The following is a 26,140-nucleotide window of genomic DNA, read 5'->3' on the forward strand; positions in this document are numbered from 1 at the left end:
GCCCCAGCTAAGGCACCGGAATTGAATCGGCCTTGGGTAAAAAATCATTTTGACGCCAATGGGTTACATAGGTTTTGAGTAATGTTTCATCTAAGAGCGGATAGCTCAAACCACTGTTAGCCAGCCCAATAACAGTATTTTGGGTATTAATACGGCTAAAATCTATCCCAGCTTTTTGAAGATTTAGTAGATCTTCTCGAAAATCTACCATGTAAGGATAGAGAGAATTCTCAGGACATAGTTTTAATATGGCGACCCACTGATCTAGGGGAATTTTCTTAAGGGTATACCCAAAAGAACTTAACCATTGGAACAGGTTCTCCGTGGGGATAGATTGGGGGTGAAGCAGATGGAATGTAGACCCCATAGGTTGAAGAGAAAGCTGGGCAATGGCTTGAGCTACATAGTCAACGGGTACATAGTTACTGAACACCCCTGGGAGCGCAGGCACCTGGCCTAGCTGAACGCACCCCTTAATCATGCGAGAAAACAAGTCTTCGTTATTACCTACTCCGGTTTGACTGTTCCCAGTCACAATACCTAATCGATAGATAGATGTGGGAAGACCGCGATCTCGCGCTGTTTCCACTAACTTTTCCGCCACCCACTTACTTTGCAAGTAGCCATGCTTCAGTCCCTTGGGAGATAGTAACGGATCCTCTTCTCGAATGGGCTCCTGGTCATCTGTATAGGCCGAGGCCATAAACACCCAAAGCGTGGAAACAAAGTGAACGGGCTTAACTCTATGGGTACAGGCCAGACGCAGCATTTCTACTGTACCCAACACATTAGTCGCCTTCAAGGTGGAATAGGGATAAACATGATTAACCCATGCTCCACTGTGGTAAATCACTCCGATGTTCTCGGCTAGTTGTTGAAACACCTCGGCTGACAGACCCAGCCAAGGTGCTGATAAATCCCCCACCACTGGCACAATACGCTGGTTAAACCAGGGCTGCCATAAACCAAAGGTTTCAAGTTGGCGCTTTAGCTTTTGCTGGGCAGCCGCAGCATCTTGAGCCCGGATAAGACAATAGATATCGACGGTTGTTTGCTGCAGTAGTTCAGCTAACAGGTGAGCGCCCACTAGACCAGTGGCTCCAGACAGCAAAATTGGTTCGGCATGTAACGGATCTGATACGGACAATAATGCCGGGTTCGTAGGATCGATAGCTGGCTCTAAAATGGCCTCTGCTTCTAAATCTGGTTCTGCACTATCGGTTGCTTCTACTGTCGTTCCATCACGGGCGTCATCAATAAATCGAGCTAACCCAGCAATAGTTACCCCTTCAACTAATTGCCCCAGGGGAATGTCCACCCTCAGGGTACTTTCGAGCGCTTCTTTGAGTTCGAGGGCCATCAGGGAATCGAGGCCTAAATTACCCAAAGGTTCAAGCAGAGAAACTTGGGCTGGGGGTAGCTCCATGATTTGCGCGATCGCAGTTTGAATATGGCTACTCAAAAGCTGCTGACGCTCGGCACTAGATGCTGTGTCTAGTTGAGCAAGAATACTCTGTTGGGAACGGTGCGTTCTTGGTAATTCTGCACTTACTACGAGTTTAGGTTGATCCTTAGAGAATAGCTCCTGTCGATATTGTTGAGATAATTGCCGTAATAGCTTCGGTAAAAGCTGTTGTTCAGCCGGAGAAAAAATTCCCCCCGTACTCAATTGATGGACTAGCGCGTCCAGGTGGCCCGTTTGTAGAGCTTGCATCACAGGGGATAAAGCTGGGACAGACAATGGATCCGTCATGACTTGACGCTGAGGGTAGCCCTGATAAAAGCCTGCCCAATCAATGGGGACTCCACGGATATAGAGTTCGCCCAGACTGCGCAGCAGTTGTTTCCAATCCGATAATTTCTCCCGCAAACTTGCTAGCCACAGCCCGGTTCCAGGCGGTACACTGGCCCGCCCCATGCTCAAACTGGCGGCATCGTCGCTGACGCCGAGAAAAATCTCGCAGCCATTATGCAGACAGGTGTGAATCGCTTTAGAAAATTGGGCTGGTTCCAGGGCCATGCGAGTCCAATAATTCGAGGTGGTCAGGACCTGATCAACTAGCTCTCCCGTCAAAGAAGACACCACCTTTAACTGGGGAGGAGACAGAGAAATATCTGCCATTGTTGGCGTATTTTGTACTTCCGGTGTCTGGAGCTGTTGAGTATGGAATCCATAGGTCAGCTGTAGATCAATGGTGGCCACCTGTTGATCACTCAGGTGTTGGATCACGGCCTCCATCGCTGCAGGTTCTCCTGAAATTAAGTTACAGGCCCCGGCGTAAACAATGATTGACACCTCCTGGGCAACAGGTTTAATTGCTTCTGTTACTACAGCTTCATTAGCATTGACGATCACCGCTTGATGGGTGGGAGCCACTCCCTTTAATGCCTGCCCAAAGGATGCCAACAGATGTAATGTATCGTCTAGGTCAATCACCCCAGCCACATGGGCCACAGTGTATTCACCAAAACTGGCCCCCAGCAACAATGATGGTGTTATTCCCCAAGATTTCCATAGTTCATACAGGGCATATTGCAAGGTAAATATGACAGGCATGGCATAAACCATGTCCTGATCAGTTGTTAGGGCAGTTTCATTAGGAGATTTATTGGCAGAATAAAGGTAATCCAGCAGCGATCCTCCCAAGAGAGATTGCACAATGGCATCACAGCGTTGGATGGCTTCTCGAAAAACAGGTTGAGTTTGATACAGTTCATACCCTGCCCCGCGATAGGGCCATTGAAAGCCGCCAAATAGAAAGGTGATGTCCGCACTTGTGGGGCTACTGATTTGTCCCCACAACACATTGGGAACATCTTGCCCCGCGAGGAATTGGAGGAGAGTCTGATGCAGTTCTTCTGCGGACTGAACGATGACGGCTAGGCGATGGGGATGGCGCGATCGCGCTCCACTATCATAAGTATTTGCCTCAAAACAAATCGCTGCTAGGTCTGGTTTAGGTCCCAAATCTAACGATGTTTGTAGGCGCTTGACCGTAGCTTCAGCCTGGGTAAATAGCTCTGCTTCAGTAGCTGCAGATAAACAGAAAATTTGAAACGGAAGATAGCTAGTATCCGGAATTCTCCGCGCATGGGACATCTCTACTGAGGGGGCGCATGGCCATGCGCCCCTACGATCAGACAAACTTTTATCTTGTATGTCCGTTTTTGGCTCTTGGAACCAATGGCGCTGACGTTGCCAGGGATAGGTGGGTAAGTCAACTTTTTGGTAATCAACACCGACATTAACCTGTTGCCAGTTCACCGCTGCCCCTTGCACGTAGAGCGAACCTAAATTCTGTAAAATAGAGTCCTTGTCAGATTGGCTTGGATACAAGCTGGGCAACCATATCCCTGAAGATATGCATTGTTGTCCCATCCCAATCAATAGCGGCTTAGGCCCCATTTCGAGGAATAGTGGCTCTGTTAAAGAGTGCGTCTTCCCGTTTTGAGACGGCACCTTTTCTAACGCTTGCTCAGGTCCCAGAAGATCGCTGGACTCCTGGGTTTGTTCATACAGTGTTCTAATGCCAGCCGTAAACTGAATGGGTTGGAGAAAATGATCGCTCCAATAATCAGGGGTAGCCACCTCATCTCCTACTAAAGTGCCATTAATGGTTGAAACCAGGGGAATTTGCGGGCAGGCATAGGAAATGTTCTCTGCAGCTTGCCTAAATTTCGTTAGCAACGGCGTTAATAGCGAAGACTGAACCCAATGGGGCGAAAGCGCACCCGTTTCCAAGCATTTGTATAGGAGGCCCTCATCCTCCAAGGCATCACAAATGTCAGCCATTGTTGCAGTCGCACCAGACAGTACAAAATGATTCGGACTGTTATACGCCACTATCTCAACGGATGCTCCATAGGAGGCCAGCAATGTCTGACATTGGGATACAGGTGCGAGCACGGTCAGTGCCTGTCCCCGATCTGTGATGTTTGCCCACCATTGGTCCCACTGGGCAATCAACTGTAGTCCATCCGCCAAGCTAAAAACACCCGCAACACAAGCCGCCACAAATTCTCCTAAGCCATAGCCCATCACCTGGTTAGGCTGAATACCCCAGGATTGCCAGAGCTGAGCGAGGGCATATTCAAAGGCGAAGAGGGCTGTTTGGGGGAGAGAAGGAGAGGGAGACTGTAGGGGCTGGCCTTGTGCCTGCCCTGGGTCAAAGGAAAACAAATCCGGATAAAGGATTTCGAGCAGAGGCCGACCTAAGACGGATTGAAGAATCTCGGCACATTGGTCAAGGGCTTGCCGGAAAACAGGGTAGGTTTCATAGAGCTGCTGCCCCATTCCTGAATATTGAGCACCGTCCCCTGTAAACAAAAAGGTAATGTTGGGCCTGTAGTTCGTCTTAGGCAATTGCCACTGCTGCACCTGGGCTGACGTCTGACCCGCTTCAAGTTGTTGCAGTGCCGTCATCAGCCCTTGCCGATCGGTAACTCGAATCGCTAACCGATGGGTAAAGTGAGATCGCCCCACCTGCGAACCACAACAAATATCTGCCAATCCCTGCTCAGGATATCGTTCTAAGTGTTGCCCATACTGATTCACTAGCGTCTCTAACCCTTTTTTACTCTTAGCCGACAACGTAAGTAAATTTTTAGACTGATTTTCCGACTTCCGACTTCCGACTTCCGATTTTAGTTTTCCGACTTCCTCCACAATCACATGGGCATTTGTCCCACTAAACCCAAAGGCACTCACCCCAGCCATACGTCGGTCATCCTTAACGTCCCAGGGTGTCAGGCTTTCTGGCACCGTCACCGGCAACGTATCCCAATCAATGTGCGGGTTCGGTGTCTGGCAATGGAGGTGGGGGACAATTTGTCGATGCTGCAGTTGCAGAACCACTTTGATCACACTGGCAATACCAGCTGCAGCTTCTAGATGACCAATGTTGGTTTTGACAGAGCCGATATGCAGAAATTGAGCGGTGGTGCGATCCCGAGGGAAAATCTCCCCTAAGGCATTGACTTCAATGGAGTCTCCCAGAGGGGTGCCTGTCCCCTGCACCTCCACATAGCTAATTTGTGAATGATTGACACCACTGTTCGCCAGTGCTTGGCGGATCACCTCAACTTGGGCAGGGCCATTAGGAGCCGTTAACCCACCCCGATGGCCGTTCTGGTTAGTGGTTGAGCCCCGCAGGATAGCCTGGATGGGGTCTCCATCCGCCAGGGCATCCGAAAGCCGCTTGAGCACAATCACCCCGCAGCCTTCACCGCGAGCATAGCCATTGGCACCGGCATCAAATGTGCGGCAAGGACCACCAGGAGACACCATACCGGTTTGGGAAAGCACCTCATGGGTGTGGCTATCCAGTAAGAGATTGACCCCACCGGCCAGCGCCAGGGTACATTCTCGTTGCCGTAAACTCTGACAGGCCAGATGAACGGCAACAAGGGAAGAGGAACAGGCGGTATCAACGGCTAGACTTGGCCCCGTTAGGCCCAGCTGATAAGAAAGCCGACCAGCCGCCGTACTAAAGGCATTACCGGTACCGGAATAGGTGTCGACGGGTTCGTCTGCCGCCAACAACTGATTGGCATAGTCCTGGCTGCTAATACCGACAAACACCCCTGTGGCACTGTTGCGCAGCTGGTGTGGCACCTGATGGGCCTGTTCCAACGCCTCCCAACTGACTTCTAGCAGCAGGCGTTGCTGCGGATCCAAATTACGAGCTTCCCGAGGCGTAATCCCAAAAAACTGGGCATCGAAGCTATCCACCTGGTCCAGCAGTCCCGCTAATGATGTCGTGGTTTCATAAGTAGCTGCCTGCCCAGGCCAACGATCTGAGGGAATTGGGCCAACGGCGTCTTGTCCCTGCTGGAGCAATTGCCAGAATTCATCAGGAGAATTAACACCACCGGGAAAACGACAGCCCATGCCGATAATGGCGATGGGCTCAGTCTGGGCAGACTTCACCGCTTGCAGTTCAGCCCGCATTTCCCTAAGGGCAATCAAGGCTCGCTTAGTAGCGGACAAGCTAGTGGCGGACAAACCATCGGGCTGATGTTGAGGTGAAGGTGTTGAATGGATATTGCTCATGTTATTGCCCCCCTGATGATTGAGTGATGCTTTCCAGTTCTTGCAACAGAATGGCTTCGGCTTCGGCTTCTGAAAGCTGGGTCACCTCTGCTCGAATCTCAGAAACATCTGTTTGCGGCGAGCGGTAGGGGGGAGTCGGGTCCGGATGGTCTGGGGGAAAGATTTTCTCGAAGAGGTAAGTTGCGATCGCATCCACCGACGGATAATCAAATAACACCGTTGCCGAGATAGATATCTGCAATTCTGACTGCAGGCGATTGCGAAACTCCACCGCCATGAGAGAATCCATCCCCATATCAAACAACGACTCCTGAGGATCAATCTGTTGCAGATCAGTGATGGCCAAGGTATATCCCACGTTTTTCTGAATAAACTGAATCAACAGCTCCTGTCTCTTAGCAATTGGACCGGTTTCTAATCGCTGGAGAAACGTGGACGACGGCTGAGATGACGGTTCTGCCGGTCGTAATCCCTCCAGGATAGGCATGGTCAGATGCCTGGGCAACTGTTCAAAGAACTGGGACCAATCTGCTAGCAAGACAGCGACTTGGGCAGTAGCGGTGGCCAACAGGTCACCCAAAACCTGCACACCGGTCGCTGGGGCAATAATTCCTAAGCCCCGCCGGTCCTGAAGGGGAAGATTTGCCGCCATACCGCTAGACCACTGGCCCCAGTTAATACTTAACCCTGGTAATCCCTGGGCCTGACGGTAATGGGCCAACCCATCCAAAAAGGCATTGGCCGCAGCATAGTTCCCCTGCCCCGGTGCCCCCAGCAAAGACGCCACCGACGAGAAACAGACAAAGAAATCCAAATCTAGATGCTTTGTGTTCTCATGCAATAACCAAGCCCCCTTCACCTTAGGAGCCAGAACCTGGGCAAACCGAGACCGGCTCATCTCCTGGAGCACACCATCATCTAACACACCGGCTGCATGAATCACCCCTCGCAGCTTTGGCAGGGGGGCAATCTGTTGAAACAGCTGCGCCACATCGGCTTGCTGAGTAATATCGACTTGTAAAGCCGACACCTGTGTACCGTTTGCTTGCAAGTCAGCGATGATTTGCTGCGCCACTGGTGACGGTTGACTACGCCCTGCTAAAACCAAGTGTTTTGCCCCCTGTCGCCCCAACCACCGGGCAACGTCTAAGCCGAGAGCACCCAGCCCCCCAGTAATCAGATAGCTGCCCTCAGATTGGATAGACACTGGCCCATCGGGGAACTGCACCACCACTTTCCCAATGTGCTGTGCCTTTTGCATAAACCGAAAGGCATCAACCACATCGTCAGCGGAAAACACGCGATGGGGTAGCGGCTTTAGATGCCCCGTGGAAAACTGTTGACTTAAGTCACACCACAAATCTTGTAGCTGTCTGGGAACAGTCTGGGCAACTTCTCCCAGATCAAACGGGAAATAGCTTACATCTGGACGATGCTGCGCAACCCGCTCCGCACTCCAGATGCCCAGCTTGCCAATTTCAACAAAGTGTCCGTTTTCAGCCAGCACCTCAAAGCTTTTATCAATAAACTCTCCTGTAAAGCTGTTGAGAACAATATCCACTCCCTGTCCCTGGGTTCTCTCCTGAATCTCCGTCGCAAAATCCAGGCTGCGGGAGTTCATGACATGCTCAATGCCCTGCTGTTTTAACCAATCCAATTTAGCTGGGCTAGCCGTGGCAAAAATTTCAGCCCCCACCTGTTGAGCAATTTGGACAGCAGCCTGACCCACCCCCCCAGCTGCAGAATGGATCAGAACACGGTCCCCAGGTTGAAGTTTTGCCAGATGATGCAGGCCATAGTAGGCCGTTAGATAGGTAAGCGGGAGTGTGGCCGCTTCAGAAAAGCTCATGGCCTTGGGTTTGGCTATCACCCAGTCAGCCGTCACGGTGACATAGCGACTAAAGCCATCGGGTAGGAGAATTGCAATTACCTCATCCCCCACCTGCCAGGGAGAGATCTTGTCTTCTCCGACATCACCAACAGCTGTGACAATGCCGACACATTCAAACCCAAAGGTCAACTGTCTCGCCTGAGTAATGCCAAACTGTTCAGCATAGTAATCTTTCAACAGGCCTAGGGCATTCAGCACATCCCGCAGGTTCAAACCGACGGCTTTGACTTGAATCTCAACCTCTCCAGGTTTGGGAGCACTGCGTTCGAGTGGTTGCCACGAGAGTTGATCCAGCCTGCCGTATTCATGCAACTTGAGCTGAACAGACTGATGGGTCTGATGGGCCAACGCCTTGGGATTGAACTGCCCTAACCGAGCCACGTGACGCAGTCCACGCCGGTAGGCAATTTGATTTTCTGTTGAGCCAGTTCCATGGGATTCCAGTAGTGCTTGCACCAGATCCTGTACAACTTGATCAGCCGCAGGATCTAGATCCAGACACCGCAACGATACATCTGGATACTCTAAAGCAATCACGCGTCCCAATCCCCAGAGAAGCTGATGTTGGGGCGCACAGCTAGCATACTGCTGGTCTGGCAGCATATGAGCCCCCTGGGTAATTAACCATAGGGGCGGTAATGGAGTATCTGGCCAAGTTGTTGTCATACCTTGCAGTAAATGGAGGGCCATGCCACAGGTCAACGTTTCAGCGTGATCTAAGTCTTCTAGATCTGTGGCTAGACTCCATAGATGGAGAATTCCTAGCAGGGGCGTCTCTGTTAATGCGCAATTCTGTTTTAACGATGCCAAAACCTGGCGCAATGCTTCCGGCTGACTTGGGGCCAGCTGATACTGCCCATCATCCACCTGACAAAAATCAGAACCAGGATAAACAACCACGCATGCTTGAGCATGATGATTCAGAGCATTCTTCAGTTGTTGACCAAATTTGACATCAGGAGCCAGAACTAACCAGGTACCCTGGGTCGTTGGTGCTGACGGGGCTTGCGATGACGGTAACGCCTGCCACTGAAGTTGGTAATACCATTGGTGCCAATCCGGAGTTTTGAGAATAGCCTGATCGGTTGCCGGTACCAGGGTGAGGCCAGAAAGATCGACTATAGGCTGACCTTGGGCATTACTCAAACTTAAGGTAGCTTTTTTAGAACTTGCTGCATCAGTTACCATCGAACCCATTACCCAAGGAGTCAACGTTTTCTTGCTCCGCCGCCAATGAAGTTTTTCAAGGGCGATGGGTAGATAGGTGGGACCCTCCTGCAACAAGATGGGGGCAAGACTCTGCAGCGCACTATCCAATAGGGCGGGATGTATATGATAGCCCTCTGGATTATCAGATCCCTTAAAGGCTAATTGCCCCACTATCTGTTCTGAGCCATGCCAAAGTTGTTGGATGCCTTGAAATTGTGGCCCGTAGTCAATCCCCCGCTGCTGGTAGGCCTGATAAAGTTGTGGAACTTCCACAGCCTCTGAACAAGCGACTTTCAAGGAATCGAGATCGATGTCATTGGGGGTGGTTCCGTCTAATGCAGAAAGTTGCCCCTGAACATGAAGTGTCCATTGAGGTTGTTCCTCTTCTAATTGCAGGCTCAGGATCTGGAATTCATACTGATGCTGACTATCTTCTGAAGGATTCAGCACCGTTTGAATTGTGGTGGTTTCAGTCTCAGAGAGAATGAGCCCCTGGTGAATGGTGATATCCTCCAGGAGTAAAGCTTGGTTTAGCGTTCCTTGACGTGCAAACACATGATGGCCAGCTGCGATCGCAATCTCCAAATATCCCGCAATCGGGAACAGTACCTGGCCAAAGATACGATGCTCCGCTAAATACCCTGGATCCAAAGCACTCAACTGTGCTTCAAACTGAATCTGCTGGGGCTGGGTTGCACTATAGAATCGACGTCCCAACAGGGGATGATCCTTTGTTTTGCTAGTAGAGCTAGCCTTCGGCACGGACGGCACCATGGAGGTTTCCACCCAATAGCGCTGGCGTTGAAAGGGATAGGTGGGCAGTGGCACTTTCTGACAGTGCTGTCCCTGGGCAACATTCTGCCAATTCACCCCAATCCCATGGGTATACAGATGTCCCAGACTCTGTAGCATCTGTTGCCAATCATCTTGCCCAGACCGCAGCGACGGTAGCCACAGCCCTTTCTCATCTGCAAAACTCTCTTCCGAGAGGCACTGTCGCCCCATGCCCAACAAAATTGGCTTTGGCCCCACCTCCAGAAAGACGTCGCAGTCCTTGGTTAACAAAGTCTTCATCCCCTGGGCAAACCGCACCGGCTGACGAACATGGTTTACCCAATAGTCTGCAGTGGCCATCGATGCATCGGCCCATTGTCCCGTCACATTAGAAATTAAGGGCAGCGTGGGTGAATGGTAAGTAATTTGGGATGCGATCGCACCAAACTCCGCCATCATTGGCTCCATTAAGGGAGAATGGAAGGCTTGGGACACCCGTAATCGCTTCGTCTTAAACCCATCGGCATCCAACACCTGTTGCAACGCCTGAATTGCGTTGTCTTCTCCTGAAACCACAACACTCTTCGGCCCATTGATAGCCGCAAACGTCACCTGTTCTTCATAGGGCATCAGCCGAGCATTAATTTCTGCTTCCGACCCTAAAATCGACAGCATGGCTCCACCACTGGGAAGTTGCTGCATCAACCGGCCTCGATAGGCCACCAGCTTGAGACCATCTTCTAAGCTAAATACCCCAGCAATACAGGCGGCCACATATTCCCCAATGCTGTGACCCATCACAACACTAGGCTCAATTCCCCAAGATTGCCAGAGTTTAGCCAGGGCGTATTCGAGGACGAATAGGGCAGGTTGGGTGTAGGCCGTTTGGTCAATCTGTAGGGGCTGGCCTTGTGCCTGCCCTACCTCCGAGATATCCCGGTAGAGAATGTCTAGAATATCTAGATCCAGAGATTCCTGCAAAATCTCATTACAGTGATCGAGAATCTCTCGGAACAGTGGCTGAGTCCCATAGAGCTGCCGCCCCATATTTACATACTGAGACCCCTGTCCCGTAAAGAGAAAAGCAATTTTAGAACGCTCGCTGGCAACACGATTCCGAGAACAGCCAACCGGAATGTCTGATTGGGAGCCTAACTGCTGAAGACAATGGGTCAGGTCTGCCGAGGTGGTGGCTGCGATCGCAACCCGATAATTAAAATGAGATCGCCCCGTATTCGACGTAAAACAAATATCTGCCAGCCCTAAGTCTGAATGCGTTTCCAGATACCGTCGATACTCCCCAACCAATGCATCTAACGCCGTCCTACTTTTCGCCGACAACGTCAACAAATGCTCCGGACGACGTGGTGATACTTTCCGCCTTCCGCCTTCCGCCTTCCGCCTTCCGCCTTCCGCCAACACCACATGAACATTTGTCCCACTAAACCCAAACGAACTCACCCCTGCAATCCGAGGCTCTCCCTCCCCGTCCCAGGTCGTCAGCTGAGTGGGAATCTTCACTGCCAGGTGCTCCCAATCAAGATGGGGATTGGGGGTATCGAAATGAAGGTGGGGGACAATCTGTTGATGCTGCAGTTGCAATACCACTTTCATCAAACCAGCAATCCCCGCAGCGGCTTCCAGATGACCAATATTGGTTTTCACCGAACCAATGGTGAGGGGCTGCATGGATGAACGATCCTGTCCCAACACCCGATTGAGAGCCCGCACTTCGATGGGGTCACCTAAGGGCGTCCCAGTACCGTGAGCTTCAACATAACTCACCCGGTGTGACGGCACACCGGCATTGGCTAACGCTTGCTGAATCACAGCCTCCTGGGAAGGGCCATTAGGCACCGTCAAACCACCACTGGGGCCATCCTGGTTGGTGGCAGATCCACGAATCACCGCCAGAATCGGATCGCCATCCGCCAGGGCATCCGCCAGACGCTTCAGCACAACCACACCACAGCCTTCTCCTCTCCCATATCCATTGGCTGCCGCATCAAAGGTTTTACAACGACCATCGGGAGCCAGCATTCCAGCCTGGGAGAAGACAATGCTATTGCGAGGAGACAACATTAAATTCACACCACCGGCCACCGCCAAATGACATTCCTGCTGCTGCAAGCTCTGACAGGCTAAATGCACAGAAATTAGGGAAGAGGAACAGGCGGTATCCACCGCCAGACTTGGCCCGGTTAGCCCCAGCTGGTAAGACAGCCGTCCCGCCGCTGCACTCAATGAATTTCCAGTGCCAAGATAGGCATCTGGGATTTGTCCAGCCACAGAGAGCCGGTTGGCATAGTCCTGAGTACTAATGCCGACAAAAACGCCTGTCAGACTGTTATAAAGTTGTTCGGGCAGCTGATGGGCTCGTTCTAGCGCTTCCCAACTCACTTCCAACAACAGCCGCTGCTGAGGATCTAAACTCTGGGCTTCCTTAGGGGCAATGCCAAAAAATTGGGCGTCAAAACCATCCACCTGGTCTAAGAAACCACCCTCTGTGGAAATCATTTTGCCCACAGCGTCGGGATTTGGATCATAGAATTGCTCTACTGACCAGCGTTCTGAGGGGACCTGACTGATGGCATCCCGACCTTGCTGTAGTAATTGCCAAAACTCCTCGGGAGATGTGACACCACCGGGGAAACGACACCCCATACCAATGATGGCCACTGCATTCGATTGCGATCGCGTTAGATCAGGATTACGGTCAGAAACTCCCTGACTCTTTTCATCTGTTAATTCAATCTCAGCGTCCAGCGCTAAGATATCCTGTTCCAGATAATCCACCAGGGCCTCCAGAGTCGGGTAATCAAATAGCAGGGTGGACGGCATCGACAAGCTTAATTCCGACTGCAAACGATTACGAAACTCCACCGCCATCAGCGAATCCATTCCCAAGTCAAATAACGACACCCGCGATTCAATCCGCTGCACATCGGTCATCCCTAATACTTGGCCCACCTGTTGTTGCACAAACTTGACTAAAATCTCCCGCCGTTCTTCCCCAGGCGTTGCTTTTAAGGTCACAAGTACCTCAGACGATTTGGAAGGAGACAATTTTGCCCCTCGGAAGTTGTCTAGCACCGGCAATGCCAGGTTCTTCGGCAGCTGAGCAAAAAACTGAGGCCAGCTCACTGGAAAAATGCCCACCTGGGCCTGCGAGGTGCCTAAGAGATTGCCTAAAACCTGTAATCCAGCACCTGGCTCAATAGCCCTTAATCCCTGCACCTGCTGACGCACCTGATGTTTGCGTTCCACATTGGCTGCCATGCCGTCCAGGGACCACCCGCCCCAATTAATACTCAGACCGGGTAATCCTTGGGCTTGACGATAGTGGACTAACGCATCCAGAAACGCATTGGCAGCAGCATAGTTTCCCTGACCGGGTGAACCCAACAGAGATGCCACTGAGGAGAAACAAATAAAGAAATCCAGGTCTAATTCCTGTGTGCCCTCATGTAACAACCAGGCCCCTTGCACTTTAGGTGCCATCACCTGGGCAAATCGAGACCAGCTCATGTCCTGCAAAATACCGTCATCCAGCACTCCAGCAGCATGGATAACACCGCGCAGTGTTGGTAAATGTGTGGCAATGTGTTGAAACAGTTGCTCCACCTTTCTCTTTTGGGTGATATCGGTTTGAATAACAGAAACCTGTGCTCCTGCGTCCTCTAATAGGGAAAGCCTGTCCTGTACAGATTGAGACGGTGTACTGCGTCCCACTAGAACGAGATGGACTGCCCCCTGCTGCGCTAGCCATTGAGCAACTTCTAATCCTAGGGCACCTAAGCCCCCCGTAATTAAATAACTGGCTTCAGCTCGAACAGCCACAGACGAGGGTTCTGACGAAGCTGAAATCTCATCGGCAAAACTCACCACCACCTTGCCAATGTGCTGGGCCTTTTGCATAAACCGAAAGGCATCCATCACCTGATTTATGGGAAAGAGCCTATGGGGTAATGGTTGGAGAGTTTTATCAACAAAGTGCTGGCTTAGCTCACGCCATAGATTTTGAATCAGGTCAGGATGGTCTTGGGCGACGTCTCCTAAATCAAAGGGATAATAACCGACATCAGGCCGCTGCCGTTGCACCTGCTCCGGACTCCAAATACCCAATTTGCCAATTTCAATAAAGCGTCCATCGTCAGCCAGGGCATCAAAACTTTTATCGATAAAGTCTCCGGTGAGACTATTCAGGACAATATCCACCCCCTGGCCTTGGGTTTTCTCGTGAATCTCCGCCGCGAAGTCAAGGTTGCGAGAGTTCATCACATGCTCAACCCCCTGCTGTTTTAACCAATCCCATTTAGGGGGACTGGCTGTCGCAAAGACTTCCGCTCCAGCCCGTTGGGCAATTTGCACAGCAGCTTGACCCACCCCACCTGCAGCAGAATGGATCAAAACTCGGTCGCCCGGTTGAATATCGGCTAAGTAGTGAAGTCCATAGTAAGCCGTCAGAAAAGTTAAGGGTAATGTGGCCGCCTCAGTAAAACTGATGGCAGCTGGTTTGGGCATCACCCATTCGTTGGGAACAGTAACATAACTGCTAAAGCCATCGGGCAACAGAATGGCAATAACGTCATCACCCACGCGCCATGGAGAAGAAGTATCGCCATCAGCATCACCGACAGCAGTGACAGTCCCAGCACATTCAAACCCAAAGGTGAGCTGGTCAGCTTGGGTAATCCCAAATGTGTTGGCATAATACTCTTGCAACAGCCCCAGGGCATTGAGCACATCCCGCAGGTTAAGCCCCACCGCTTTCACTTGGATTTCGACTTCCCCAGGACTTGGAGGACGACGTTTCAGGGGATGCAGAGAAAGATTTTCTAACAGGCCATATTCTGAGAGCTTGAGCTGAACTGGTTGAGTCGCTGGAGACAGAGTCGCTGAAGACTGGTTTGAATGGTAAGATCGCACCAACCGAGCCACATAACGTTTGCCCTGACGATACGCAATTTGATTCTCCACCGTTGGCCATAACAGTTCCTGTACCAGCCTATGGGTCAAGTTCTCGGGGAGAAGTTTGTAGGGGCTGTGCCTTGTGCCAGCCCTGCCACACCGAGAATCATCGGCCTGGGTTTCATAAGGGGGCAAATCCACCTGACGACAGGACAAGTCAGGATATTCCAGGGTGATCACCCGACCTAGCCCCCAAAGAGGGCTTTGTTGAGGCTGCGCCACATCCGTTGCCAAAACAGGTTGTGCAGCCTGGGTCATCAACCAGATTGTGGGATTCGCTGGCCCAAACTGCTGTGAGGAGTGCTTACTTAGTGCCTGTACCAAATGCAACACACTACCACAGCCGATTTCTTGAGCAGTTTGTACAGTTTCTAAATCTAAGGGTGCCTTTAAAGCAGACTCTCCCCAGAAATGGATAACTCCCCGAATTGGACCACAGTCCTGCAGTAGCTGATCAAATGCCTCTGGTTGAGTTGGGGGAATTTGATACTGGGCCGCATCTAACTGGCGATACTCCGTCCCGGCTACAGCCCAGACACATTGCTGTGACTGTTGTTTTAAGGCAGCAGCTAATTGCTTGGCTAAGCCATCCTCATTTGCTAACAAAAGCCAGGTTCCCGCTGCTGGCTTTGGAGAGAGTTCTTGTGGTGGTTTATAGGGTTGCAACTGCCAAGCAAGACGATAGCACCAGTCTTTAAAGCCAGGTTTGAAACATTTAAGTAATGCGTCTGAAGTGGTTGAGACTAGTTTTAATCCCTTAATGTGAGCTACAATGCGGCCCTGATCATTGGCCAGGATAATATCTCCCTTTAATGGCTGGCTGGGCTGAACCGACGCGATCGCCCATACACTAGTCTCGGCAGTCTCGACAGATTGACTCACCCTGACCTGGTCAACGGCTGCTGGCAGATAAAGCTGCCCCGGTGCTAAGTCAGCTTCCGCCAGGGAGTTAGCATAGATCAACACCTGAGTGGCAGCATCGAGCAAGGCTGGGTGTAATTGATAGGCTGTGGCAGAGGCGTTTAATGACTGGGGCAATTCAATGCGAGCAATGGCCTGATGCTCCCCTTGCCAAATCCGTTGAACTCCCTGGAAGCTAGGGCCATAGGTAATACCTTGTTGTTGATAGGTTTGATAGTGATCGACAGCCTGAATAGCCTCAGGGCAAGCGGCCTTAATTTGTTCCAGCGTAACCTGGTCGGTTGGTTCTTGATCTGCATCAGCCGTGCCAGCCCGTAACAGCCCTTCTGCATGGAGAATCCACTCAGAGTCTTGATCGTCTTCACCACTATTTTCTGTTGAGCGATGGCCAGGTAACGCTTCACTGAAGATTTGCAAGCGATAGGTTTCCAATGAATTTTCAAGGTCATCGGAAGTGTCCGACGTTAGGACCGTTTGAACTGTTCTGTTGTTCCCATCGGGAAAAATTAAGCCTTGCCGAATAACCAAGTCTTCCAGAGTCCAGTGAGAGTCTTTCCTATGGGCATGGGCAGCTGCGAACGCCATTTCCACATAGCCCATCATCGGAAACAGCACCTGGTCAAACACTTGATGGTGACCCAAATAGTTAGGCGACTCTGCTGCCACAACAGATTCAAACCGAGCTTGATCATCCGCTCCGGGCAAGGGAATTTGTCGGCCCAGTAAGGGATGACCAGCCCACTGTCTGTTTGACGCCCTGACGTTCTGCTTTATCTCGTCCAGCCAATAGCGCTTTCGCTGAAAGGGATAGGTGGGAAGAATTATCTTCTGATGGCCATAGCCTTGTTCCACCCCCTGCCAATTGACCTGCCCTCCGTGCACATATATCTGACTCAAACTTTGAAAGAGCTGTTGCCAATCTGCCTGGCCAGGCCGTAAAGATGGCAGCCATACCCCCTTCTCTTCACACCGCTGTCCCATGCCCAACAAAATTGGCTTTGGACCCACCTCTAAAAAGACATCACAGTCTTTGGTCAATAAAGTGTCCATCCCCTGGGCAAATCGCACCGGCTGACGCACATGGTTCACCCAATAATCAGCAGTCGCCACTGACGCATCGGCCCAGTGACCAGTGACGTTAGAAACAAATGGCAGCGTTGGTGAGTGATAGGTGATCTGGTTTGCGATCGCCCCAAACTCCGCCATCATCGGCTCCATCAATTGAGAATGGAAGGCATGGGAAACCTGTAACCGCTTCGTCTTAAAGCCATCCGTTTCTAAGGTTTGTTGCAATGCCTGAATCGCACCATCGGTCCCAGAAACGACAATACTTCTTGGCCCATTAATGGCCGCAAATGTAACCTGACCATCATAGGCCGACAGTCGCGGACTAATCTCCGCCTCTGATGCCAGAATCGATAGCATTGCTCCACCCGCTGGCAGCTGCTGCATCAATCGACCCCGATGGGCCACCAGTTTCAGCCCATCCTCCAAGCTAAACACACCCGCTACACAGGCCGCAGCATACTCACCAATGCTGTGCCCCATAAGCACATCTGGCTGGATACCCCAGGACTGCCAGAGCTTAGCCAGGGCATATTCAATAACAAAAAGAGCCGGTTGGGTGTAGATAGTTTGATTGAGGAGAGGGTGAGCATTAGACGGTAGGGGCTGGCCTTGTGCCTGCCCTGGGTCAACCTGTAGGGGCTGGTCTTGTACCTGCCCTACCGCAACAAGATCTGGATAGAGAATAGCAAGGATATCCCCCCCCAGATAGGGCCGCAAAATCTCATTACAATGCTCCAAAATCTCACGGAACAGTGGTTGCGTCTCATACAATTGACGCCCCATATCCACATACTGAGACCCTTGTCCCGTAAAGAGAAAAGCCACTTTGGGACGCACACCTGCACTGTGATGCCGATAAACACCCACAGGGGCTTCTTCCTGACTGTTTATCTGCTTGAGAGTTTGAGCCAATTCTGCTGATGTGGAGGTTGCGATCGCCACACGATAATTAAAATGAGATCGCCCCGTATTCGCCGTAAAACAAATATCCGCCAACTCTAATTCTGAATGACTTTCTAGATGCCGCTGATACTGCCTAATCAGATCATCTAAAGCCCTGTCACTCTTAGCCGACAATGTCAACAGATGTATCGAACGACTCTGTAATACATTCTTCTTACTTCCGCCTTCCGCCTTCCGCCTTCCGCCTTCCGCCAACACCACATGAGCATTCGTTCCACTAAACCCAAACGAATTCACCCCAGCAATCCGAGCCCCTGACTGCCCATCCCAGGCCGTCAGCTGAGTCGGAACCGTCATCGGCAAATCCGACCAATCAACATGGGGATTTGGTGTTTCGAAATGCAGATGGGGAGCTATTTGGCGATGCTGGAGCTGCAACACAATTTTGATTAATCCAGCAACGCCTGCAGCAGCTTCCAAATGACCAATGTTGGTTTTCACCGAACCAACAGCCAGGGGACTATTCGATAAACGATCTGGGCCAAACACCTGATTGAGGGCACGGATTTCAATCGGATCGCCCAGGGGTGTGCCCGTCCCATGGGCCTCTAAATAACTAACCTGATGCGCCTCAACACCGCTATTCGTAAGAGCCTGCCGCAGTAGTTTCTCCTGGGCAAGACGGTTGGGAACAGTAAGACCACTACTGGCACCATCGTGGTTAACGGCGGAACCACGAATAATTCCTAAAATCGGATCGCCTGCTGCTTGGGCTTTGGACAGGCGCTTGAGGACAACTATGCCACAGCCTTCGCCCCGACCATAACCATCCGCAGTGGCATCAAAGGTTTTGCAAAGACCATCGGGGGAGAGGGCTTTGATGCGAGACAGAGCAGTGGTGGTAAAGGGGGCCAGAATCAGCTGCACTCCGCCAGCCAGCGCTAAGTCGCATTCCCCATGACGAAGGCTTTGACAGGCAAGATGAATGGCTACGAGGGAAGACGAACAGGCCGTATCAATCGCCAAAGTAGGGCCTTGCAACCCCAGCACATAGGACAAGCGACCAGCAGCGCAACTAAAGCTATTGCCTGTGCCATCATAGGCCGTGATCTGGTCTAAATCTTGTATACCCAGCTGACTGTAGTCATTCTGGCCAATGCCGATAAAGACGCCCGTCTGACTATCTTGCAGCTGGTCAGAGGCTTGCCCCGCTCGCTCCAGGGCTTCCCAGCTTACTTCCAATAACAAGCGGTGTTGAGGATCCAGATGCTTGGCCTCGCGGGGAGAAATGCCAAAAAATTCAGGTTCAAACTGATCCACCTGGGACAACAAACTAGCACTACGGATATACATTTTGCCAGCTGCATCAGGATCAGAATCGTAGAGTGAATCAATGTTCCAGCGTTCAGTTGGAATCTCTGCAACCGCATCCACACCTTGACTCAAGAGACTCCAGAATTTCTCAGGGCTATCAGCACCACCAGGGAAGCGACACCCCATGCCCACAATGGCAATGGCATCTTCGTCAGTCTGTTTAGGAGATGCCGATGTCCCCGGAGACGGCTCTATAGCCTGTGATGCTGACGCAGAGAACTGCAAAACCTCCTGCAGCAAATGATCCGTTAGCTTATTGATAGTTGAATATTCTAATGCTAGGGTAGTAGACAGGGGCTGATTCAACTGTTGGCGCAGACGATTGATCAATTCCACCACCATAAGAGAATCCATGCCCAGTTCGGTAAATCCCCGATCATGGGAAATAGAAGCGATCTCTTCGTAGCCTAAGACTTGTGCAATGTGCCTCTGTAAGTAGTTTTGGAGAATTTCTCTGCGTTCTTGTTCTAAAGCTGCGTCCAAATGTGTCAGTAAAGAAGATTTAGCAGGTTTAGAAGAATCTGCAGAAGGATCTGGATATTGGGTGAGCCAGTCGGCTAGTAGGGAACCAGGCTTGGTGCGATCGCAGCGCCAACGCTGCGTCAACTGGGGCCAATCCACCAACATCACCGCTGTTTGACCCCTGGCATCTGCATCGCTTAGAAGATCTGCTAAAGCCTGTAAACCCTGCTCAGGGCTTAGGGTATCAATCCCGGCGGTATGGGTGGAAGTAGCCACCATACCGCTTTGTTTCCATCCGCTCCAGTTAATACTCAACCCTGGTAAGCCCACACCACGGCGATGATGCACCAGAGCATCCATAAAGGCATTGGCCGCAGCATAATTACCCTGCCCCGGTGAACCGAGCAGTGCAGCCACCGACGAGAAGCAAACAAAGTAATCCAGATCTATCGCCTGGGTCAGTTGATGCAGATTCCAAGCGCCTTGAACCTTAGGGGCCATCACTGCCGTGAAGCGCTCCCAGGTGAGCTGCTGCAACACCCCGTCATCTAAAACACCAGCGCCATGGATAATGCCTCGCAGGGGCGACAAACTGGCAACAATCTGTTCCAGGATGTGAGCGACAAATGCCTCACTGGCAACATCCCCCAACAACATTAGAACGTTAACACCGGCTGCCTCTAGAGCATCAATCTGTCGCTGTTTTTCAGAGGAAGGAGGCCGACGACTGACTAACACTAAGGATGTAGCCCCAGCTGCCACTAGCCACTGAGCGACCTGCAATCCCAAAGCGCCCAATCCACCTGTAATCAGATAGGTGGCATCTTCTCGTATCACTAAGGGGCGAGACTCTGACCGGGACTGTCGCACTAGACGAGCCCCGTACGCTTGTCTCTGTCGCAGGGCGATATGATCTTCCCTATCTTCCTGCCAGATCTGTTTTAGGAGACTTTCTATTGTTGCTGAATCCCTGAATTCATTAGGCTCTAAGTCAATCAGCCCGCCCCATAGGTGGGGGTGTTCAAAGGCAATCACCCGACCCAAGCCCCACAGGGAAGATTGCCCCACAGCTAGGGTCTCTACTCTCTTATCTGATGAGGCTGGAGTCATTACAGGCTGACTGCCCTCCGTCACCAGCCACAGTTTGGGAGCTGCATTTGTTGTCGCCAGAGCCTGCACCAAATTCAGCACCGTACCACAGGTATCTCTTTGGGCCTGCATCACATTAGATGACGTGAGTTCTGCTGTGGCTGGAACATCTAAACTCCAGCAATGTACCACTCGATCAATTGGCTGCTCAGCATCTGAGAGAATGGTTTGATAAAGCTGTTCAAACACCTGGGCATCTGTCGGATTCAGCTGATACTGACCGTCACCCATGGATTGAGTCGTCTCACCCTGATAAACCAACGTGTAACCATGCCCCTGTTTCTGAAGTTTCTGACCCAGCGCTTCTCCAACACCCAAACGATCGGCGAAAATTAACCAGTGACCAGGTTCAAGGGCAATCTGGGACGGAGCCTGAGGAAGCTGTTGCCACTGTACCTGGTAAAAATCAGGCTGAAACGATTCTTTTGATGCATTAGATAAGGTGGCATTTGCGGGAATTGCATCTACCCAATAGCGCTGTCTTTGGAATGGATAGGTGGGCAACGTTACCTTCTGCTGACTGTGCTCACCTGTCTGATGCAAGCCCTGCCAATCCACTGAAACCCCATGGACATAAAGATGACCCAGACTATGCAAAATCTGTTGCCAATCGTTCTGCTGAGGATGGAGCGACGGAAGCCAAATATTGTCTTCCATCAATGTCTCTGCAGGGAGACAATGTTGTCCCATCCCCAACAAAATGGGATTGGGTCCTACCTCCAAAAAGACAGAACATTTCTGGGCGAACAAACAGTCCATTCCCTGGGCAAACCGAACCGGTTGACGCACATGATCAATCCAGTACTGGGGAGTGGCGATGGCGTCATCCACCCACTGACCAGTTACGGTGGAAACCATGGGTATTTCGGGCAGGTGATAGGTGATTTGGTTTGCGATCGCACCAAATTCTTCTACCATTGGCTCCATCAACGGGGAATGAAACGCATGGGACACCGTTAACCGCTTTGTCTTAAAGCCCTCAGTGTCTAGATCTTGTTGAATCGCCTGAATCGCGCGAGCCGACCCAGAAATCACCACACTTTTTGGTCCATTGATGGCAGCAAACGTTACCTGTCCGCCATAGGGTGCCAATCGAGGCTCTATCTCTGCCGCTGATGCCATAATGGACACCATGGCCCCGCCCCCAGGCAACTGCTGCATTAACCGGCCCCGGTGGGCCACTAGCTTCAATCCATCTTCCAGGCTAAACACACCTGCAATACAGGCAGCAGCATACTCCCCAATGCTATGCCCCAGGACCATGTTGGGCCGAATCCCCCAGGACTGCCAGAGCTTGGTGAGAGCATATTCGATGACAAAGAGGGCAGGTTGAGTGTAGGCCGTTTGGTCAATCTGTAGGGACTGGCCTTGTGCCTGCCCTCTTTCCGAGATATCCGGGTAGAGAATGTCAAGGATATCCTGATCCAGATATGCCCGCAAAATCCCATTACAGCGATCCAGAATCTCTCGGAACAGTGGCTGGGTCTCATAGAGCTGTCGCCCCATATTCACATATTGAGACCCTTGTCCTGTAAATAAGAAAGCAATTTTAGCCCCCTTGCTGACAACATGATTTCGGTAATAACCAACAGGAATATCTGCCTGGGTATCTAATTGTCTGAGATGATTGGCAAGGTCATGGGACGTGGAGGCTGCGATCGCAACCCGATAATTAAAGTGCGATCGCCCCGTATTCGACGTAAAACAAATATCTGCTAATGCTAACGCTGGATATTTCTCTAAATGCTGCTGATACGCCCTAATCAGCTCATCTAGCGCCGCCTCACTCTTAGCCGACAACGTCAGCAAATGCTCGGAACAGCTTGGTCGTACATTCTGACTTCCGACTTCCGGCTTCCGACTTCCGACTTCCTCCAATATCACATGGGCATTCGTTCCCCCAATCCCAAAGGAACTTACCCCAGCTCGCCGCTTCTCTGTGCCCTTCCAGAGACTAAGTTCTGTATTAACAACAAAGGGAGTGTGATCAAACTGAATGCGAGGATTGGCTTGTTCAAAGTGTAGGCTAGGGGGCAATTGTTGGTGCTGTAGCGATAGCACTACCTTCATCACACCTGCAATTCCTGCCGCAGCCTCCAGATGACCAATATTGGTTTTAACAGAACCAATATGGCAAAACTGGTTGTTCTCAGTATCTCGTCGAAAAGCTTTGGTTAACCCTGCAATTTCAATGGGATCCCCTAGAGACGTACCTGTACCATGGGCTTCAACATAAGAAATCTCCTCAGCAGACAGTCCAGCATTATTTAAAGCCTGAGCCACTAGATTCGCTTGGGCATTGGGGTCTGGAACGGTAATACCATTGGTTAAGCCCCCATGATTTACAGCCGATCCTTTAATCACGGCACGAATGGGATCGCCAGCGGCAATGGCGGCATGGAGGGGTTTTAGTAATATCACCCCCACCCCTTCCCCCACAGCAATACCATCGGCCCGATGATCAAACGCTTTACAACGACCATCAGGAGAATGGAGTTTCATGCGACTGCCCGCCACATAATAGTCCCCTTCTAATAGGGTATTCACACCAGCGGCAAAGGCTAAATGACATTCTCCGCTCCGCAGACTCTGGCAGGCCTGGTGTATTGCCACCAGCGAAGAGGAGCAGGCAGTATCAATCACCAAGGAGGGTCCCTGAAGGTTGAGAAAGAACGAAAGACGATTGGCCAGCACCGCATTATGATTGCCCACCCCCGCTGCATGATCCTCAGCCGTTAAGGTGGGAACAATGCGGGAATAATAGCCATTGCTACTGCAACCAACAAAAACACCCACAGAATTGAGAGAGAGGGTTTCGGCCTGGCATCCTGCATCTTCCACAGCTTCCCAAGCGGTCTCTAGCAATACCCGTTGCTGAGGATCCATTAAACGCGCTTCTCGGGGAGCAATGTTAAAAAACTCAGCGTCAAAGTCTTCTAAATGAGACATAAACCCACCCCAACGGGAGTAGGTTTTATCCGGGGCAGGCACAGGGTCATAAAAATCCTGCCAGTTCCAGCGGCTAGGAGGGACTTCCGTAATTGCATCCTGACCAGATTGTAACAGATGCCAAAAAGACTCTAGATCATCAGCCTGGGGAAAATGACAAGCCATGCCGATAATGGCAATATCCTCCACGGCTCTATCTATAGAAGTTTTCTTGGAAAGATTACCTTGGTTGAAGGTCCCCCTAGCCCTCTTCAATGCTGGGGAGTTAGACTCAAAGCCCCCAAAATTCGGGGTTTGGGGGCCTGAATAGCTGGCAACTTCTTTGCCAGAAATATCAATGTATTCAGGAGGATTATCTTGATTCTGATCAGGCACTTGCCCCAAGCGAATACACTCCAGTTGTTCTCGGTACTCCTGGGCCAGATGTGTAACCAGCTGAGCTAAGGTGGGATACTCAAATAGCAGGGTGGGAGGTAATGAAAGCCGAAATTTAGCACCAATCTTTTCCAACAGCTCTACTGCTTTCAGGGAATCCAGCCCCAAACTCAGCAAGCTGCGATCAAGATTGATGGCATCAGGGGCCAGGGATAGAAACTGAGCAATTTCATCCCTGACTTGAGCTTGGAACCAGCCCAATACTTCTTGGGCATCGGCTGGGGAACGCCATGGGATCGTCGATTGTTTGTGAGAATGTTGGCTGGAGACCACGGGCATCGCAACCGCTATATTTTGCAACTCCCCTGCTAAAAACTGAGTTCGACAGGCCCGACGCTGAATCTTTCCACTGGAGGTTTTGGGAATACGCCCCGGTTTCAGTAACACCACATCGTAGAGTTGTACCTCATGGTGCAGAGGAACCGCAGATCGAATAGCCTCAACCACATCTGCGCTGTTCAGATGACGCAGATGTGTGCGCTTAACTTCTTGCACCACCACCAGGCGTTCTTGCTGATCAACTTCGATAGAGAACGCTGCTCCGCTATTAGACCGTAGTGCAGGGTGACTTTCCTCCACTGTCCGTTCAATATCCTGGGGATAGTGGTTCCGTCCACGAATAATGATCACATCCTTCAGGCGACCGGTGATAAACAGATCGCCATTATGCAAAAAACCTAAATCTCCTGTCCGGAAGAAGATGGTTTCTGTGTTGTCAGCAAGATGGGCATGAAATGCAAATTCTGAGGACTCGGAGCGACGCCAATATCCCTGGGCAACGCTACCCCCTGTGACCCAGATTTCGCCTACCTGATTATCGACACACTGCTTACAAGTTTCAGGATTGACAATCGCAACAGTTGTATCTAGCCAGGTTTGACCACATCCCACCAACTGTTTAGCATTAGGGTGAATGGGCTCTACATGAATGACCTGGTTATTGCCTAGAGCAACAGCATCGACAATACAGTGGCCAGGTTCAGAGGTTACCTCACCCCCCGAAACCATCAAGGTGGTTTCGGCCATGCCATAACATGGATAAAACGCTTTAGCCTGAAAACCAACTGAGCTAAGTTTAGAGGTAAATCGTTCTAATGTTGACAATCTCAGGGGTTCAGCACCATTGTAGGCACTTTGCCAACAACTTAAATCTAGACCATCCCGTTGTTCTACCGTGATTCTTTGGGAACATAAATCGTAGGCAAAGTTGGGACCACCGCTGTGGGTGGCTCGATATTTGGAAATCGCCTGCAGCCAGCGCTGGGGACGTTGTAGAAAGGCCGCAGGGGGCATAATATACCCTGGAAACCCCGTGTAGAGTGGTTGTAAAATCCCGTCAATCAGACCCATATCATGGAAACTAGGCAACCAGGTAACAGAAACATCGTCTGGTGTCAGTTCAAAGGATCGTTTGATAGTCTCGCAATTATGCATCAGGTTGCCATGGGAAACCATGACGCCTTTGGGAATGCCTGTGGACCCGGAGGTGTATTGTAAAAATGCGAGGTCGGATGGATCGATTGGAATCCTCCAATTCTCATCCTGCTCAGTCTCTGCCACAAGACTATCCGTAGCCAACCAATGGAGCTGATTTAGTTCAGATGCATCTTGACACTGCCCCTGCAGACGCGGCAACAATTCAGCCGTCGTCAACGCGACCGTTGCCTGGGCATCCTTAGCAATCGCCTGTAATCTCCCCAGTTTCCGCTGATTGCGTCGGGGGGGATACGCGGGTACAGCAATCACCCCGGCATCGAGACAGCCTAAGAACCCAACAATATACGCTAGCCCTTGGGGATAGAGGAGCAGCGCTCGATCACCTACCGCACAAACCGATTGCAGCCCCAGCGCAACGACCCTAACCTGTTGCGCCAATTCTTGGTAGGTCAGGCGTCCTGACTCAATCTCTCCATCCTGCAAAAACACGTAGGCTAATTTAGTTGGTTGACTCACCGCCCTGTGGTGGAGTAACTCAACTAAAT

General features: G+C 51.1%; 2 protein-coding genes. Both read right to left on the minus strand.

Going from position 1 to position 26,140, the window contains the following annotated elements; all coding sequences use genetic code 11:
* Window positions 1-7: 7 nt before the first annotated feature.
* A complete protein-coding gene (locus tag U2F10_RS34865; protein ID WP_499874753.1) occupies window positions 8-6,052 on the minus strand; it encodes a thioester reductase domain-containing protein in 6,045 nt (2,014 codons plus the stop codon).
* Window position 6,053: 1 nt separating this feature from the next.
* Window positions 6,054-26,111, minus strand: a complete 20,058-nt coding sequence (locus U2F10_RS34870) for an SDR family NAD(P)-dependent oxidoreductase (protein WP_499874755.1) — start codon at window positions 26,109-26,111, stop codon at window positions 6,054-6,056.
* Window positions 26,112-26,140 lie beyond the last annotated feature (29 nt).

It is taken from the genome of Leptothoe sp. EHU-05/26/07-4 (genome assembly GCF_043421015.1).
Lineage (GTDB): Bacteria > Cyanobacteriota > Cyanobacteriia > Phormidesmidales > Phormidesmidaceae > Leptothoe > Leptothoe turfae.